The organism is Tsukamurella ocularis (assembly GCF_965138335.1).
GTDB lineage: Bacteria > Actinomycetota > Actinomycetes > Mycobacteriales > Mycobacteriaceae > Tsukamurella > Tsukamurella ocularis_A.
In genome coordinates, this window is record NZ_CBCSDV010000005.1 from 21,576 (window position 1) to 38,743 (window position 17,168).

Genomic DNA, 17,168 nt, shown 5'->3' on the forward strand with positions numbered 1-17,168 from the left:
CTTGCCGGTTCAGCAACAATCCCGCTTCCGCTCCGACTTAACAGCGTTAGCCCATACTGCTTCCTGGGGATACGTCTGCGACTAACGCTGTTAAGTCAGGCGGGCGCGGCTACTTCGCGGGGTACTCGTAGATCCCGCGGCCCGACTTCTTGCCGACGTAGCCGGCCTCCACCAGGCGCAGCAGCAGCGGCGGCGCGGCGTAGGTGGGCTCCTTGTACTCGGCGTACATCGCGTCGGCGATGAACTTCACGGTGTCGAGGCCCACGAGGTCGGCCAGCTTGAGCGGCCCCATCGGGTGCGCGCAGCCGAGCATCATGCCCTTGTCGATGTCCTCGGCGGTCGCGAAGCCCGACTCGTACATGCGGATCGCCGAGAGCAGGTACGGCACCAGCAGCGCGTTGACGATGAAGCCGGAGCGGTCCGTCGCGCGCACGACCTGCTTGCCCAGCACCTCGGAGGCGAACTGCTCGGCGCGGGCGGCGGCCGCCTCCGACGTCGACAGCGAGCTAATGACCTCGACCAGCGGCAGCACGGGCACCGGGTTGAAGAAGTGCAGCCCCAGCACGCGGCCGGGGTTCTTCGTGGCGGTGGCGATGCGCTGGATCGGCAGCGACGAGGTGTTGGACGCGAGCACGGCATCGGGGTCGGTGACGACCTCGTCGAGCTTGCCGAAGATCTCCGCCTTCACGGCCTCGTTCTCGACGATCGCCTCGACCACGAGCTGACGGTCGGCGAAGTCGGCGAGATCGGTCGTGAACTTCAGCCGCTCGGCGGCCTGATCGCGCTCGCGCTCGGTGATCTTGCCGCTGGACACGGCGCGGTCCAGCGACTTGAGGATGCGCGCGCGACCGCCGGCCGCGAGCTCCTCGGTGGCCTCCCAGACCAGCACGTCGGCGCCGGCGCGGGCCGACACCTCGGCGATGCCGCCGCCCATCTGACCGGCGCCCACGACGCCGACGCGCGAAACTACTTCGCTCATAACAATTTCCTTACGTAACGACCACTAGAGGTGAGACGGGGGTAACTCTGCTCGGGGTACCCCAGAACCGGAGCACCTACGCCACAGGCGGCCCGCAACGTGAGTCGCGGACCGCCTGCTGATCGGCCTGAGTTCCGGAGAGGCGGAACAGTTCCTAGTGGAACTGGCCCTCTTCGGTCGAGCCCTTCAGCGCCGCGGTGGACGTGTTGGGGTCGACGGTGGTGGCGATGCGGTCGAAGTAGCCGGCGCCGACCTCGCGCTGGTGCTTGGTGGCGGTGTAGCCACGGGCCTCCGACGCGAACTCGCGCTCCTGCAGGTCGACGTAGGCCGTCATGCCCTCGCGGGCGTAGCCGTAGGCCAGGTCGAACATCGAGTGGTTGAGGGCGTGGAAGCCGGCCAGCGTGATGAACTGGAAGGTGAAGCCCATCGCGCCGAGCTCCTTCTGGAACTTGGCGATGGTCGCGTCGTCCAGCGCCTGCTTCCAGTTGAAGGACGGCGAGCAGTTGTAGGAGAGCAGCTGGTCCGGGAACTCGGCCTTGACGCCCTCGGCGAACTTCTTGGCGACCTCGAGGTCCGGAACGCCGGTCTCCATCCAGATCATGTCCGCGTACGGCGCGTAGGCCTTGGCGCGGGCGATGCAGGGCTCGATGCCGTTCTTGATGTTGTAGAAGCCCTCGGCGGTGCGCTCACCGGTCACGAACGGCTTGTCGCGATCGTCGACGTCCGAGGTGATCAGGGTGGCGGCCTCGGCGTCGGTGCGCGCGATGACGACGGTGGGCGTGTTCGCCACGTCGGCGGCCAGGCGGGCCGAGGTCAGGGTGCGGATGTGCTGCTGGGTGGGGATGAGCACCTTGCCACCGAGGTGGCCGCACTTCTTCTCCGAGGCGAGCTGATCCTCCCAGTGGGTACCGGCGGCACCCGCGGCGATCATGGCCTTCTGCAGCTCGTAGACGTTCAGGGCGCCACCGAAGCCGGCCTCGCCGTCGGCCACGATCGGCACGACCCAGTTGTCGACGGACTTGTCACCCTCGACGCGGGCGATCTCGTCGGCGCGGAGCATGGCGTTGTTGATGCGACGCACGACCGACGGCACCGAGTTGGCCGGGTACAGCGACTGGTCGGGGTAGGTGTGGCCCGAGAGGTTCGCGTCACCGGCGACCTGCCAGCCGGAGAGGTAGATGGCCTTGAGGCCGGCGCGCACCTGCTGCACGGCCATGTTGCCGGTGAGGGCGCCCAGGGCGTTGATGTAGGAGCCGTCACCCTTGGTGACGCCGTCCCACAGGATCTCCGCGCCGCGGCGAGCGAGGGTGTTCTCCTCGACGACGCTGCCCTGCAGCTCGGCGACCTGCTCAGCGGTGTACTCGCGCGTGATGCCCTTCCAACGCGGGTTGGTGTCCCAATCCTGCTGGATCTCGGCGGCGGTCCGCGGCTGTCCGACGGTGCTCATTGGCTCCCCGTTCTTCGCTCTAGTCGATGTGGATCTGATCGGCCACCAGGAGGCTGAGCGAGGGGCTATCGCTAACCCGTTTCGCAGTCCCGGCGTTGCGCCTTCGCCTACTGTGCCACACCCAAAGCCGCAGGCCAAGGCGGTCGACTATGCCAAAGCAAGCCATGAAATCACCCCGATCTTGCTAATCCTGCGAAGGTCGACGGCGAACTTCGGTGTAAAAAGTACGCTCGTACTGGGAGTTTACGGGCGGACGCCACCGACCCCCTTTCGCCCGTTCCCGAACGGTCCCGGCCGCCGGACCGCGAACCGTCGACCTCCCGCTGTGACGCACCTCACTGCGAAGGTTCGCGTGAACCGCCGGAACCGGGTAGTAGCTGGGCGTCCGGGACTAAACTTCGCCCCATGTCCAAGACCTTCGTGGGGGCTCGACTCCGCGGCCTGCGCAAGGAGCGCGGGCTGTCGCAGGCGTCCCTCGCGGAGGCGCTCGAGATCTCCCCGTCGTACCTCAACCAGATCGAGCACGACGTCCGCCCGCTCAGCGTGCCGGTGCTGCTCAAGATCACCGACGTCTTCGGCGTGGACACCTCGTTCTTCAACTCCCAGGACCAGACGCGGCTGATCGCGGAGCTGCGCGAGGTCACGATGGACGTCGACGCGCCCACCAGCACCGACGAGCTGTCCGAGCTGGCGCGCGATCATCCCGGCTTCGCCCGCGCCATGGTCGCGCTGCACCGCCGCTACCTCGGCGCCGCCGATCAGCTGGCCCAGGTGACCGACGGCCGCAACGATCCCGGGGCCCGCGGCGCCATCCCCAATCCGCACGAGGAGGTGCGGGACTTCTTCTACCAGCGGCAGAACTACTTCCACGAGCTCGACGTCGCCGCCGAGGAGCTCACCGCGCGGATGCGCATGCACAACGCCGACGTGCGCACCGAGATCGTCACCCGCCTCGAGGCCGTGCACAACGTCTCGATCCGCCGCCGCGTCGACCTGGGTGAGACGGTGCTGCACCGCTACGACCCGCGCACCCGCGTGCTGGAGATCAACCGCCACCTCTCCGGCGGGCAGCAGGTCTTCAAGATGGCCGCCGAGCTCGCCTACCTGGAGTGCGGCCGGGAGATCGACGCCCTGGTCGACGGTGCCGGGTTCGGGTCCGAGGAGGCCGGCCGGCTCGCCCGCCTGGGGCTCGCCAACTACTACGCCGCCGCCGTCGTGCTGCCGTACACGCAGTTCCACGGTGCCGCCGAGGAGTTCGAGTACGACATCGAGCGGCTCTCCGCCTTCTTCTCCGTGAGCTACGAGACCATCGCGCACCGGCTGTCGACGCTGCAGCGGCCCAACCTGCGCGGCGTGCCGCTGTCCTTCGTCCGCGTCGATCGCGCGGGCAACATGAGCAAGCGGCAGAGCTCCACCGGCTTCCACTTCTCCGCGTCCGGCGGCACCTGCCCGCTGTGGAACGTCTACGAGACCTTCGCGTGGCCGGGCAAGATCATCACGCAGATCGTCGAGATGCCCGACGGCCGCAATTACCTGTGGGTCGCGCGCACCGTCGAGCGACGCGCCGCGCGCTACGGCCAGCCCGGCAAGACCTTCGCCATCGGGATCGGCTGCGAACTGCGGCACGCACACCGCCTCGTCTACGCCCGCGGCATGGACCTCCACGACGTCAACGCCACCCCCATCGGTGCCGGCTGCCGCGTGTGCGAGCGCGCCGGCTGCCCCCAGCGCGCCTTCCCCGCCATCGGCAAGGCGCTCGACATCGACGAGCACCGCTCCACGATCTCCCCCTACCTCGTCCGCTAGGCGCGGGCCTCCCCGCCCGACGGTGCCGCCTGCCTGGGGAGGCGTCAGGCGATCCGGCCGTCGATCACGACCGCGTACCGGGCGATCTGCTTCTTGATGGCGTCATAGCCTGCCTGCTTGTCGAACGCATCGCCGAGCTCGGCGTAGGTCTTCTGAGCGGAGTGCACGCCGTCGAAATCCGTGAGCGGATTGCCGGTGGACCGGGTCGAGGCCCGTCCGGTATACGTATTGCCATTCTTAGCGGCGTTCAACGGCGCGTCGATGAAGCGCGTGAGGTGGGCGAGCTCATCGACCGAACCGGCCAACAGAGCGTTATACCGCGCGGCCGCCTGATCTGCCATGCGCCGTTGATCGGCGGAACTCCATGGCAACGATGCAACCAGCCTGGTGCGTGTCGCCTCGGCAAAGGCGTCTCGAACCGCGCCCTGCCACTGGATAGGGGCAAGGCTCGCTATCACCGGGCTGCCCACGACCGTCATTCCGGGAACCGGATCGGCGCTGTCGCGGATGTGGACCGTCGGCACTGACAGCTCGGAAGTGATCGGGGATCCGAACGTCACGACACCTGTCACCTGTCCCTTGAAAGGGGCACGCAGTGCCAGGTTCTGCGCGTCCATTCCTCCCTGGCTGTATCCCACCAGAAGGATCTTGTCGTTCGAGTCGATCTGCTGCTGAATCTTCTGCATCTGCTTGGCGTCGGGAACACCGGACGCGGCGGGGAGAAGTTTCGCCACCCCTTGGTTATTCCAATCATTCCATGCCCAGAACGGCGTTGTCCCACCGAGATATACGACGACGTAGTCGCCAACCTTCTTGACCGCGATCCCGTCTGCCTTCCCCGCCGTTTCGCTTCGGAGGTTCTCGTAGAGTTCGCGGGTCCACCCCTGCCCAACGTGCGATCCAGAGCCCGAGCCTGTTCCTGTGCCCGTACCCGACCCGCCACCGGGATTCGGGACGATGATCGGCACCGGCTTGTTTCCCACGCCGTAGATCGTGTGCAGCACGTTCTGCGCAGTCATCGCGCCGTCCACCCCCGTCGTGAACTGCCGGGTCACGAGCGAGTAGTTGTTCTTCGGCGACAGGATCGCACCGGCACCGAGACTCCCGTCGAAGAACACCGTCGAGATCCCGCCCGACGCGGGCAGGATCGTGACGGCCGTCCGCGTGTCGAGGGGCTGCGCCTGCCCGAAGACCTGCTGCAGGATGTACACCGACCCGTCCTTGCCGACCTCCATCGTCGGCGCCACCGTGCCCGCGGGCAGCGTGTAGGTCGTCCTCCGGCCGTCGGCCTCGAATACCACGGCGTCGGTGCCGTAGGTCCCGGTCCCCGGCGAGACCCACATCGTCGCGGCTACCACCCGTCCATCCGCCGTCAGTACAGCTCCCGGCATGGGCGCGCCGTCGAGGAGGTGAGTGCGGAGGACCCGATCACCGGTCCGGCTGAGCACGGTCACCGCGCCGGACGTCCCTCCCGCCGTCGTGATCACGATCTCCCCTCCGGGGCCGAAGGTCACCGCCCTCGGCGTCCCCGTCAGCGACGTCCTGGCGACCTCTCCTCCCGCGCGCACGACGTTGGCGACGACGCCGCTGCCCGTCGCCGTCATCACGAGGGCGTCGCCGGCGGGCGTCAGTATCGGCGACGCTCCCGCGTACTGCGCCCCGAGGTTCACCGTCGTCACCCCACCACCCGGACCGATCCGTTTCACCACGGCGTTCCGGTCGTCATCCACACCGAAGTGGACGACCCCACCGTCGGACGTCGCGAGCACGCCGGCATTCGTGGTGCCGACCGCCACCCGGGTGATCTTCGCGCCGTCAGGGCTGATCATGACGAGATCCGATCCGGCCAGGTACACGAATCCGCCGCTGCGCGTGACCACCTGGGCCCCGGCGGACTCGTCCGGCAGCACCGTGCGGTAGGTGCGGCCGTCCGCCGCGATGCGGGTGAGAGCGGTCGGCCCCACCACGCCGTCGACGTAGGACCGCCCGACGAGATAGACGTCGCCGTTATCGGCGACGTTCCCGACCTGCACCAGCCGGTCGGCGAGGACGCTCGTCCGGGTGCGGCCGTCCGCCCGCACCACGGTGATCGTCGCGTCGTTCTCGGAAGTCGCGATCACCGCGACGGTCCCGTCCGTCCCGACGCCCGCGAGGTAGCCGTCGACGGTACGCACGGACCCGTCCTTGCGGACGATGACGGTCCCGAACCGATACGCCCCCGTCTCGTCCTGGGTCATCGTGGTCTGGACGACGGTGCCGTCGGCCCCGATCCGGTTGCCACCCCGCACCGCGTTCGCGACCGGCACCGTCTGCCGCGTGCCGTCCGGGCGGATGATCTCCATCGTGAGATCGCCGGTCCCGGCGGTCGCCGGCGCACCGACGAACGCCACCGTCGTGCCGTCGGGCCCGCGGTTGAACGCGGACGGGCTGCTCGCATCTCCCGGGAGCACCTCTGACTGCACGTACGCCTGGCGCAGGTCGACGACGTACTCGCGGACGGTGACGCCGCCGTGACCGTCGTTCGCGCGCACCGTGAACCGGGCGGTGCCCGGGTCCGATGCCGCGGACGCGAAGGAGGCGAACGCGGTGCGCGCGGCGGGCCGAGCGGGGGCGGCGCCGATGGCCGCCGCCCATTCCTCGACGGTCGGGACGTACCGGAAGGTTCCGTCCGGGTCGATCACGAGCCGGCCGTCGGTGGGCCCGTCGACGATCGTGAAGGTGAACTCGTCACCGTCCGCATCGGCGAAACCCGCCTTCAGGTGGCCCTTCACGACCCCGTCCGCGCCGGCGACCGCGGGCTGCTGCGGCGTGGTGGTGACGGTCGGCGCCTCGTTGACCGGCGCGACGTCGACGACGATCTCGACCGCGGTCCTGCCCCCGTCCGCGTTCTCCGCGTACACCACGACGGTGCGGGTCTTCTCCGCGTCGGGCGCGGTCGACGCGGCGGCGTGCCGCGTCTCCCCGGTGGGCGTGAAGCGGAACGCTCCGGTCGTGGGGTCGACGACGACCTCGCCGGACGTGTCCGACGTGCCGTACGTGATGCCGGGCCCGGCGACGAACAACTCGGCCACGGAGCCGGTGACCGCGCCGTCCTGTCCGGGAGTCAGGTCCGGCGCTTCCACCTCGCTCCGTTTCGGCCCCTCCGCGGCGATCGTCACGGTCACCGTCGCGGACTGCGCCGGCGGGTTGAGCCAGGACAGGAGCCCCGGCAGGTCGAAGCCGGGGCGGTCGGTCACGGTCACGAGGAACGAGTCCGCGCCCGCGTAGCCCGCGGTCCGGGTGTACACGTAGCGGCCGCTCTGATCGATCGTCACCGTGCCGTGCTTCGCCCCCGACGCCGCGAACCGCAGGCCGTCGCCGTTCGGGTCCGCGGCGATGACCGTTCCCGTGGTCCCCGCGCTCGTCGTGACCGGCGGCAGCGCAACCGCGATCGGCGCCCGGTTCGCGAACTGCGAGTCCAGGCGCCGCCCGATCCAGGTGAGCGCCCACATCGCAGGCGCGAGCGGCCCGTCGCCGGAGTTCCCGGTGTCGCCGAACAGGTCGAACAGGGTGCCGAGCGGGCCCGCGGGGGTCATCGGCGTGGGCGCAGGTGTCGCCTCCACGACGGTGCGCGGCCGCGGCGACTCGCCGGTCACCGCTCGGGACGCCGACGGTGTCGGCTCGGCCGCGGGCGCGGCCGTCACGATCGGGCCCTCGACAGGCCGCGTCGCGGGCTCCGTGTCCCGCGGTTCGGTGTCCCGCGGTTCCGGGGCGTCGACGCTCGCCGTCGGTTCGGACGACGCAGGTGGGGCCACGGTGACCGCCGACAGCGCCGTGGTCGGCGCATCGGCCGGCGCCGGCACTGCCTGGTCCGGGGGCTGTGCCGCCGGGGTCGGGACCGGCGCCACCGTCGGGTTCGTCTTCGACGGAGCAGACGGATCCGCCGGAGCGGGTTCACTGGGGGCTGCCGGCTCACTCGGCGCGGCCGGCTCGGGCTCAGCAGGCGCCGTCGCGGTACCAGGATCGGCGGCGCTGCCGGGATCCGGCGCCGACCGCTCAGCGGCCGGCACCTGCACACCGGGCTCGGCGGCACCGTCGGCATCCACGACGCCCGCGCCGGTGTCGGGCTCGGCGCAGGCCATCGTCGCCGGTCCGAGGCCGATCGCCCCCGCGAGAGCCGCGCTCGCGCCGAGGCGGATCGCCGCCTGGACCCACTGCTGTTTCCGCTGCATGGCGCGCCCCTCCGCTGTCGACCTACGGCATCGACGCTAGGCGTCGCCGATGCAGCGGCGACATCATCTGAACGGACCAATTCCGGCCGGGACCGGTAGCGTTCACGGCATGACACCGCGCGTGACCCCCGGCGGACTCCGCCAGCTCGGGCCCATCAACTACGCCATCGCCAAGATCGGCGCGAAGGCCATCCGCGCCGACGACATGCACCTGTTCTCCACGCTCGGCCGCACCAAGCGGCTGTTCGTCGGCTGGCTCGGCTACTCGGGCATGCTCATGCCCTTCGGGGCGCTGAAGCGCTCGGAGTCGGAGACGGTCATCGTCCGCGTCGCGTTCCTGCGCGGGAGCGACTACGAGCTGGGGCATCACCGCCGCATCGGCGCGCGAGCGGGCCTGACGGAGACGCAGTTCGAGCGCATCTTCGACGGCAGCGGCTGGGACGAGCGCAGCGCCGCGCTGCTCGACGTGGTCACCGAGCTCGTCGAGGAGAAGGCGGTCACCGACGACGCCTGGGCGCGCCTCGCCGCGTTCTACGACGACCGCAAGCTGGTGGAGATCGTCATGCTGGCCACCAACTACGACGGTCTCGCCACCGCGATCGACGTGCTTGGCATCCAGCCCGAGAGGCCCTGACCATGCGGGTGCACAAGGTGATCCCCAACATCGCGGTCGACGACATCGCCGGCGCGCGCGGCTTCTACGCCGACTTCCTGGGGCTCGCCGACGAGGAGTTCAACCTCGGCTGGGTGGCCCGCTTCTCCTCCCCCGATCACGGCGCCAGCGTGCAGCTCGTCACCGGTGACCGGACCGCGGAGGTCGACTCCGACCTGTCGGTCATGACGGACGACGTCGAGGCGGCCTACGCCGAAGCGCAGCGCTCCGGCTACGAGATCGTGCACCCGCTCACCAGCGAGGAGTGGGGCCCGCGCCGCTTCTTCGTCCGCGCCCCGGACGGCACGGTCGTCAACGTGGTCGGCCACCACTGATCATCTCGAAAGTCGAATCCAGCGGCGCACCGCGGCGCCATACGTCACGTCGCGCCGCTGGATTCGACTTTCGGACGGCGTCAGCGGGTCGCCAGGTACTCCGGGCGACGGGCGTCGGCGGCGAAGGGCTCCTGCAGCGCGTTGGAGACGGCGTTGAACACCACGAACAGATTCGAGCGCGGGTAGGGCGAGATGTTCCCCGCCGAGGCGTGCAGGCAGTTGCAGTCGAAGTACAGCGCGCTGCCTGCGCCGCCGGTGACCTGCTCGATGCCGTACTCGTCGGCCATCGCGGCGATGTCCCGCTCCTCCGGCGTGCCGAAGGGCGGCCGGTAGGACTTGAGCGACTCGCGGTGGTACTCGCCGGGCGTGCGGCCCACGCAGGAGACGAACCGGCGATGCGAGCCCGGCATGATCATCAGCGAGCCGTTGAACGGCGTGTTCGGCGTCAGCGCCAATGAGACGCTCACCGCGCGCGGGGTGGGCATACCGTCCTCGGCGTGCCAGGTCTCGAAGTCGCTGTGCCAGTAGAAGGGTCCGCCGGCGAAGCCCGGCTTGAGGTTGACGCGGCTCTGGTGCACGTAGACGTCGTCGCCGAGCAGCTGCCGGGCCACCCCGGCGATCTCCTCGCGCGCGATGATCGACGCGATGCGGTCGCTGAGCTCGTGCACCGCGAAGACCGACCGCACGCTGCCGTCGGAGGTCTCGCGGATCACCCGCTCGTCGGCGCCGAGCCGGCTGGTCACCGCGTCGATCTCGGCGCGGACGTCGCGGATGTCGCCGGCATCGAGGACGCCCTCCTCGCTGCGGAAACCGCGGGCGGCGAAGTCGTCCACCGCACTGTGGGGCCAGGGGCCGGGCCGGCCGGGCCACACCACGGGGTCCTGTCGGTCGTGGATCTCGCTCTGGTCGACGCGCGTCGGGTAGTGGTCGGTGAGCGTCGCTGCGTTGTTCATCGATTCCTTCCGTCCGGGCAGTGCGCTTTCCACTGCGTGCCTCGCGGCGCGGACGTGATGACGGTGACCGATGCCCTTTCTCGACCCGGCGCCGTGGCCACACCACGCCGCGTTCCCGACCCTGCCAGGGTCCGGCACAAGTGTCCAATTCAGCCGGAAGAGCACGGCGGCCCGGCACCGTCGTCGACGATGCCGGGCCACCGGGAGGAAAGATTCCTACAGGTTGATCATGTGGCCGGCGAGGCCGTGGATCGACTCCTGCAGCGCCTCGGACAGTGTCGGGTGCGTGTGCACGTTGCGCGCGAGCTCATTGACCGTGAGGTCCCACTTCTGCGCGAGGGTCAGCTCGGGAAGCAGCTCGGAGACGTCGGGGCCGATGAGGTGGCCGCCGAGCAGCTCGCCGTACTTGGCGTCCGAGACCAGCTTGACGAAGCCGACCGCGTCGCCCAGGCCCTGGGCCTTGCCGTTCGCCGTGTAGGGGAAGGTCGCGGTCTTGACGTCGTAGCCCTCGTCCTTCGCCTGCTGCTCCGTGAGGCCGAACGAGGCGACCTGCGGCTGGCAGAAGGTGGCGCGCGGCATCATGCGGTAGTCGCCCAGCGTCTGGGTCTCCGCGCCGGCGATGGTCTCCGCCGCCACGACGCCCTGCGCCTCGGCGACGTGCGCCAGCTGCAGCTTCGCGGTGACGTCACCGATGGCGTACACGCCGGGCACGTTGGTGCGCATGTAGTCGTCGATGGCGATGGCGCCGCGCTCGGTGAGGGCGACGCCCGTCTTCTCCAGGCCGAAGCCCTCGACGCGCGGCGCGAAACCGATCGACATGAGCACCTTGCTCACGGTGATCTCGCCCGGACCCTTCGGGCCGGTGTACTTGACGACGACCTGCGAGCCCTGATCGTCGACCGACTCGACCTTGGTGGAGGTCAGGATGTTCACGCCCAGCTTCTTGTACTGCTTGGCGATCTCCTTGGAGACGTCGGCGTCCTCGTTGGGCAGCGCGCGGTCCAGGAACTCGATGATGGTGACGTCCACGCCGTAGTTCTTGAGGACGTAGGCGAACTCCATGCCGATGGCGCCGGCACCGACGATGGCGATCGACTGGGGCAGGTCGCGCGTGAGGATCTGCTCCTCGTAGGTGACCACGTTGTCCGACAGCGTGACGCCCGGCAGCAGGCGCACCGTCGAACCCGTGTCGATGATGATGTTGTCGCCCGTCACCGTCTGGTCGCCCACCTGGATGGTGTGCGCGTCCACGAAGGTGCCGTAGCCGTTGATCTCGGTGATCTTGTTCTTCTTCATCAGGAAGTGAACGCCCTTGACGATCCCCTCCGACACCTTGCGGCTGCGGTCGAAGGCAGCGCCGAAGTCGAACGAGACGTCACCGGAGATGCCGAACAGCTGCGCCTTGTGCGTGAAGGTGTGCGCCAGCTCGGCGTTCTTCAGGAGCGCCTTCGACGGGATGCAGCCCACGTTCAGGCACACACCGCCCCAGTACTTCTCCTCGATGACCGCGACCTTCTGCCCGAGTTGGGCGGCGCGAATAGCGGCGACGTAGCCTCCTGGGCCGGCGCCGAGTACAACAGTGTCAAAGTGATCAGCCACGGCTTTCAGCCTAGCCCTAGTGTGGAGTCCATGGACCAGTACGCATGGCTCGAAGAAGTGGAATCCGCCACTGCCCTGGATTGGGCCAGGGAACGCAACGCCGCGAGCACCGCGCGCCTGACCGGACCGCGGTTCGACGAGCTCGAGGCGGGCGTCCTCGCCATCCTCGACACGGACCAGCGCATCCCCTACCCGGTGCGCCGCGGCGAGTACCTCTGGAACTTCTGGCGCGACGCCGACCACCCGTACGGGCTGTGGCGGCGCACCACGCTCGAGTCCTTCCGCACCGACAGCCCCGAGTGGGACGTCGTCATCGACGTCGACGCCCTCCGCGAGGCCGAGGGCGAGAACTGGGTGTGGGGCGGGGCCGCCGTCCTCCGCGCCGAGTCGCCCGACGGTGCGCGGTACGATCGCGCGCTCGTCTCCCTCTCGCGCGGCGGCGCCGACGCGACGGTGGTGCGGGAGTTCTCCATCTCGCGCCGCGAGTTCGTCGACGACGGCTTCTCCCTCCCGGAGGCGAAGAGCCGGATCTCCTGGATCGACAAGGACACCGTGTACGTGGGCACCGACTTCGGGCCGGGTTCGCTCACCGATTCGGGATACCCGCGGCTGGTGAAGCGGTGGCGCCGCGACACCCCGCTCGGTCACGCGGACCTGGTCTACGAGGGTCACCACTCCGACGTCTCCATCGGCGCCGGATACGACGACACCCCCGGCTACGAACGACATTTCGTCTCGCGCGCCATCGACTTCTACAACAGTGAGATCTACCTCCTCGATCCGGACACGCTGGCGCTGGAGCGGATCGACGTCCCGACCGATGCCGACGCGGACGTGCACGAGTCGCGGCTGCTGGTGCGCCCGAAGTCGGCGTGGGAGCTTCCCGGCGGCGTGGTCGAGCCGGGAGCGTTGGTGGCCTTCGACTTCGACGCCTACCGGGCGGGCACGCGCGAGTACAGCACCGTCTTCACCCCCGACGCGCACACGGCGCTCGCCGGGTACTCGTGGACCAAGTCGTACCTGCTGCTGTCGACGATGCGGGACGTCCGCTCGGAGCTGCACACCCTGGAGCCCGGCACGTGGGAGAAGCGCGAGACCCGCGGCTTCCCGGAGCTGGCCGAGATCGGCGTCTACTACACCGATCCGCGCGAGGGCGACGAGATCTTCGCCACCGCCAGCGGTTTCACGCTGCCGCCGACGCTGCTGCACGGTGAGGCCGGCGGTTCCGTGGAGCCACTGAAATCGGCACCCGCCTTCTACGACGCCACGGGCGTCACCGCCGAGCAGTTCTTCGCCACCAGCGAGGACGGCACGCAGATCCCCTACTTCGTGGTGCGCAAGCCGGCGGAGGGCCCGCAGCCGACGCTGCTCTACGGCTACGGCGGCTTCGAGGTGTCGTTGACCCCGGATTACACGGCGGTGTCCGGGACGTCGTGGATCGAGCGCGGCGGCGTCTACGTGCTGGCGAACATCCGCGGCGGCGGTGAGTACGGACCCGACTGGCACACGGCCGCGCTCAAGGAGAACCGGCTGCGCGCCTACGAGGACTTCGCCGCGGTCGCGAAGGATCTTGTGGCCCGGGGCATCACCACACGCGAGCAGCTGGGCGCGCAGGGCGGGTCCAACGGCGGGCTGCTCATGGGCGTGATGTACACGCGGTACCCGGAGCTGTTCGGCGCCATCGTCTGCCAGGTGCCGCTCCTCGACATGCGCCGCTACCACCAGCTGCTCGCCGGCGCGTCGTGGATGGCGGAGTACGGCGATCCGGACGATCCCGCCCAGTGGGCGTACATCAGCGAGTACTCGCCGTACCAGAACCTGCCCTCCCCGGACGCGGATCTGCCGGCGCTGCTGGTGACCACGTCGACCCGCGACGACCGCGTGCACCCCGGCCACGCCCGCAAGTTCGTCGCGGCGCTGCGCGAGCGCGGCATCGAGGTGGACTACTACGAGAACATCGAGGGCGGCCACGGCGGCGCGGCCGACAACAAGCAGGCCGCCTTCAAGTCGGCTCTCGCGTACGAGTTCCTGTGGCGCGAGCTCGGATCCACGGAGCATTGATGCCCGTCCGCGGGGCGCGCTCGCTGGCGGTCTTCATGGGCGCGATGACGGTGCTGTGGTCGGTCCTCGGGCTGCGCGCGGCACCCGTAGCGGGTGCGGTGCTCGCGGCGGCGGGCGCGGCGGTGATCGTCGCCGCTGTCGTACTCGCGCGCGGGCGGGCCGCAGCCGCGACGACGGGTCCCGATTCGCCCGGTAGGGGTCGTCGACAGCGGGCCGGTGGGTCGTCCCGCTCCGTGTTCCGCATCGCCGTGGCCGCCGAGATCGTGGCCGCGGTGATCGCCGTCGTCGTGCTGAATCGGGCCGGCCACCCGCAATACATCGCGCCCGCGATCGCCCTCGTCGTCGCGCTGCACTTCTTCGTCTTCCTGCTCGACGGCCCCCAGCCGGTGCATCTCGCCACCGGTATCGTCGGCACTGTCGGGGCCGTCACGGCGATCTGTCTTATGGCGGCGGGTGCCGTCACCCCCGGCGTCGGCCACGCGATCGCGGGCGGTGCGCTCGCGCTGTGCACCCTCGCCTACGGCCTCGGATTCCTCCGCATCCTTGCGGATTCGCCCCGCTCGACCACCGATCCCGGCGCCGCACGGGACTGAAAGGACTCCTCATGCTCGCAGCATTCTCGATCAGCCCGATGGGCGGCGACCAGAGCGCCGACGGCGGCGTCGCCGCCGCGGTCGCGGAGGCGGTCGCCATCGTGCGCGCCTCGGGTCTGCCCAACGAGACCACGGCGATGTTCACCACCATCGAGGGCGAGTGGGACGAGGTGATGGGCGTGATCAAGGCGTGCGTCGACCGCCTCGCCGAGAGCGCGCCGCGCGTCTCCCTCGTGGTCAAGTGCGACATCCGTCCCGGCCACACCGGCCAGCTCACCGCCAAGGTCGAGCGGGTGGAGCGTCACCTGCGCTGAAGCCGGGCCTCGATGCCGAACGGCTCGTCGAGGGCGAAGCGGCCGGGCCCGGCGCCCGCGAGGGCGAGGAGTACCAGAAGCAGCAACCACTCGGGGCTGTAGAAGAACTGGCTCAGGAAGCCGGGGATCGTGGTCGACGCCTCGACCGCCGCGGGCCACACCGAGTAGTAGATCGCGCCGAGCATCGTGACCGCGAGCCCCGCCGCCGCGAGCCGGGCGAGCAGCCCGAATACGAGGAGCGCGCCGAGGACCAGCTCCGCCCACGCCGTGACGGTGGACAGGAGTTCGGGTTCCGGGATCCCCCACGCCGCGAAGTCGGCGGAGAACTTCTGCGGGTTCGCCACCTTCCCCCACCCGCTGAGAAAGAACATCACCCCGACACTCGCCCGCGCCACCAGCAGCCAGAGGTCCCTCGTCGTATCCACGCCCTCGAAGGTACGGAAGGCTGCGAAGCGCCGTCGCCGACGTGCACGGTTCGGCCCAAAATCGCCGCGCATTCGGCGCTCCGACGCCGACCGGGCCCCACCGTCGATCCGGCGTCGCATAGAGAACGCCTAAGACCTGTCTTTCTGACTCAGTGATTGACTCTACCTGTCAATACGAGGTAATAAGTGAATAGCGAGAATCCTTCTCGTTCCAAGAAGAACCTGCGACCCCGGGAGCGCCGATGACCGGCACGGCCAACTACAGCAACTACGAGACCATGACCTTCGAGCGCACCGAAGGCGTGTTGACGGTGCGGTTCAATCGGCCCGAGGCCTTCAACGCGGTGAACCGCCAGCTGCACACCGAGTTGGCCCGCGTCTTCGCGGAGATCCGTACCGACACCGAGACACGAGCGGTCGTTCTCACCGGCGAGGGCCGGGCGTTCAGCGCGGGCGGGGATCTCAAGAACATCACCGAAGGCGCCGGCGCCCGCTTGGATCGGACCTTCACCGAGGCTCGGAAGATCGTTCTCGACCTGCTCGAGCTTCCGCAGCCGATCATCTCGGCGGTCAACGGCCCGGCGATGGGGCTGGGCGCCACCATCGCGCTCCTCTGCGATGTCGTGTTTGCCTCGGACCGTGCACAATTCGGCGATCCGCACGTCCGGATCGGAGTGGGCGCGGGCGACGGCAGCATCGTCATCTGGCCCTGGCTGATCGGTATCAACCGCGCCAAGCAGTACCTCATGACGGGGGACGCCATGTCGGCGGAGAAGGCCGAGCGCCTGGGTCTGGTGAACGAGCTCGTCCCCCACGACGAGCTGATCGCGTCCGCGCAGACCTTCGCCAAGCGGCTCGCCGACGGCCCGCAACGCGCGATTCGCGGCACCAAGGACGTCCTCAACAAGATCCTCCGCGACAACGCCAACCTCGTGCTCGACCCGAGCCTGCTGATGGAGAAGGAGTGCTTCGCCAGCGGTGACCACCACGCGCCGATCGCCGCGTTCCTCGCCCGGCAGAAGAGCGCCTGACGTGACGGCCCTCCCCCTGGCCGGACGCACCGCGTTGATCACCGGTGCTGCCGGCGCTCTCGGCAGCGCCACCGCGCGCAGGCTCGCCCGAGACGGCGCCGCCGTGCTGGTCACGGACATCCTCACCGACGGTGCCGAGCACGTCGCCGCACAGATCCGCGCGACGGGTGGCCGCGCGGAGGCGTTCGCGCACGACGTGACCGACAGCGCTCAGTGGCGGGCTGCAATAGGACGTGCGGAGGCGGCATTCGGCGGGCTGTCGATCCTGGTCAACAACGCCGGCATCGGCAATCTCGCACCGATCGACGAGTTGTCCGTCGAGGGCTACGACCGGGTCGTCGCCATCACCCAGACGAGTGTCTTCCTCGGTATGAAGTACGCCTGCGAGGCGCTGCGTCGTTCCGGCCACGGTGCGGTGATCAACATCAGTTCCATCTGCGGAGTCACCGGCACCACCGGCCGATCGTTCGGCTATCACGCCGCGAAGGGCGCCGTGGGCCAGATGACCAAGAACGCCGCGATCCGATGGGCGCAGAGCGGGATCCGGGTGAACTCGATCCATCCGGGCTACATCGCCACGCCCGGAGTGCTCGCCAAGGGCGAGTACTTCGTGAACCAGGTGACGAGCGCCGTGCCGATGGCGCGGTTGGGCGAGCCCGACGAGATCGCCGCCGCAGTCGCATTCCTGGCGGGCGACGAGGCCACGTTCATCACCGGGGCCGAACTGCACGTCGACGGCGGATTCCTGGCGAGGTGACCGAC

General features: G+C 69.4%; 14 protein-coding genes. 8 read left to right on the plus strand and 6 right to left on the minus strand.

Translation table 11 applies throughout. The annotated features are described in order from the left end of the window. Window positions 1-109: 109 nt before the first annotated feature. Both ACNAYW_RS06720 and aceA read right to left on the minus strand, forming a co-directional pair. Window positions 110-979 carry a 3-hydroxybutyryl-CoA dehydrogenase gene (locus ACNAYW_RS06720; protein WP_415848943.1) on the minus strand — a complete coding sequence of 290 codons (870 nt, stop codon included), beginning with the start codon at window positions 977-979 and terminating at the stop codon, window positions 110-112. A gap of 154 nt (window positions 980-1,133) precedes the next feature. Continuing rightward, entirely contained in the window at window positions 1,134-2,426 is a 1,293-nt protein-coding gene (gene aceA / locus ACNAYW_RS06725; protein ID WP_146434360.1) for an isocitrate lyase, read from the minus strand. Between the two features lie 405 nt (window positions 2,427-2,831). On the opposite strand from aceA, the gene ramB reads away from it, so the two are divergent. After that, entirely contained in the window at window positions 2,832-4,232 is a 1,401-nt protein-coding gene (gene ramB, locus ACNAYW_RS06730) for an acetate metabolism transcriptional regulator RamB (protein ID WP_415848944.1), read from the plus strand. Window positions 4,233-4,276: 44 nt separating this feature from the next. Here ramB and ACNAYW_RS06735 read toward each other — a convergent pair whose 3' ends face one another. Continuing rightward, the gene (locus ACNAYW_RS06735; RefSeq protein ID WP_415848945.1) at window positions 4,277-8,443 is read right to left on the minus strand and encodes an Ig-like domain-containing protein; all 4,167 of its coding nucleotides are present in this window, start codon (window positions 8,441-8,443) and stop codon (window positions 4,277-4,279) included. A 109-nt stretch (window positions 8,444-8,552) separates the two neighbouring features. Here ACNAYW_RS06735 and ACNAYW_RS06740 point away from each other — a divergent pair, with 109 nt between their 5' ends. Further along, a complete protein-coding gene (locus ACNAYW_RS06740; protein ID WP_415848946.1) occupies window positions 8,553-9,077 on the plus strand; it encodes a carboxymuconolactone decarboxylase family protein in 525 nt (174 codons plus the stop codon). Between the two features lie 2 nt (window positions 9,078-9,079). Next, window positions 9,080-9,430 (plus strand): VOC family protein, encoded by a 351-nt coding sequence (locus tag ACNAYW_RS06745; RefSeq protein ID WP_415848947.1) that lies wholly within the window; start codon window positions 9,080-9,082, stop codon window positions 9,428-9,430. Window positions 9,431-9,510: 80 nt separating this feature from the next. Here ACNAYW_RS06745 and thpD read toward each other — a convergent pair whose 3' ends face one another. Both thpD and lpdA read right to left on the minus strand, forming a co-directional pair. Then, on the minus strand, window positions 9,511-10,383 hold the full coding sequence (gene thpD, locus ACNAYW_RS06750; protein ID WP_415848948.1) for an ectoine hydroxylase: 873 nt from the start codon (window positions 10,381-10,383) through the stop codon (window positions 9,511-9,513). 216 nt (window positions 10,384-10,599) lie between these two features. Beyond that, entirely contained in the window at window positions 10,600-11,982 is a 1,383-nt protein-coding gene (gene lpdA, locus ACNAYW_RS06755) for a dihydrolipoyl dehydrogenase (protein WP_415848949.1), read from the minus strand. Here lpdA and ACNAYW_RS06760 point away from each other — a divergent pair. The 3 genes from ACNAYW_RS06760 to ACNAYW_RS06770 are packed head-to-tail and all read left to right on the plus strand — an operon-like array spanning window position 11,971 to window position 14,950. Then, entirely contained in the window at window positions 11,971-14,043 is a 2,073-nt protein-coding gene (locus tag ACNAYW_RS06760) for a prolyl oligopeptidase family serine peptidase (protein WP_415848950.1), read from the plus strand. The genes lpdA and ACNAYW_RS06760 overlap by 12 nt on opposite strands. Next, window positions 14,043-14,636 (plus strand): hypothetical protein, encoded by a 594-nt coding sequence (locus ACNAYW_RS06765; protein WP_415848951.1) that lies wholly within the window; start codon window positions 14,043-14,045, stop codon window positions 14,634-14,636. Before ACNAYW_RS06760 ends, ACNAYW_RS06765 begins: the two co-directional genes overlap by 1 nt. An 11-nt stretch (window positions 14,637-14,647) precedes the next feature. After that, complete coding sequence (locus ACNAYW_RS06770) at window positions 14,648-14,950, plus strand: thiamine-binding protein (RefSeq protein ID WP_068741430.1); 303 nt, start codon at window positions 14,648-14,650, stop codon at window positions 14,948-14,950. Here the strand turns inward: ACNAYW_RS06770 and ACNAYW_RS06775 are convergent. After that, window positions 14,938-15,375, minus strand: a complete 438-nt coding sequence (locus ACNAYW_RS06775) for a DoxX family protein (protein ID WP_415848952.1) — start codon at window positions 15,373-15,375, stop codon at window positions 14,938-14,940. The two genes, ACNAYW_RS06770 and ACNAYW_RS06775, sit on opposite strands and share 13 nt — an antisense overlap. A gap of 242 nt (window positions 15,376-15,617) precedes the next feature. On the opposite strand from ACNAYW_RS06775, the gene ACNAYW_RS06780 reads away from it, so the two are divergent. Together ACNAYW_RS06780 and ACNAYW_RS06785 are read left to right on the plus strand one after the other, a co-directional pair. After that, entirely contained in the window at window positions 15,618-16,406 is a 789-nt protein-coding gene (locus ACNAYW_RS06780; protein ID WP_415848953.1) for an enoyl-CoA hydratase/isomerase family protein, read from the plus strand. 1 nt (window position 16,407) lies between these two features. Beyond that, on the plus strand, window positions 16,408-17,163 hold the full coding sequence (locus ACNAYW_RS06785; protein ID WP_415848954.1) for an SDR family NAD(P)-dependent oxidoreductase: 756 nt from the start codon (window positions 16,408-16,410) through the stop codon (window positions 17,161-17,163). The last annotated feature ends 5 nt before the right edge of the window (window positions 17,164-17,168 follow it).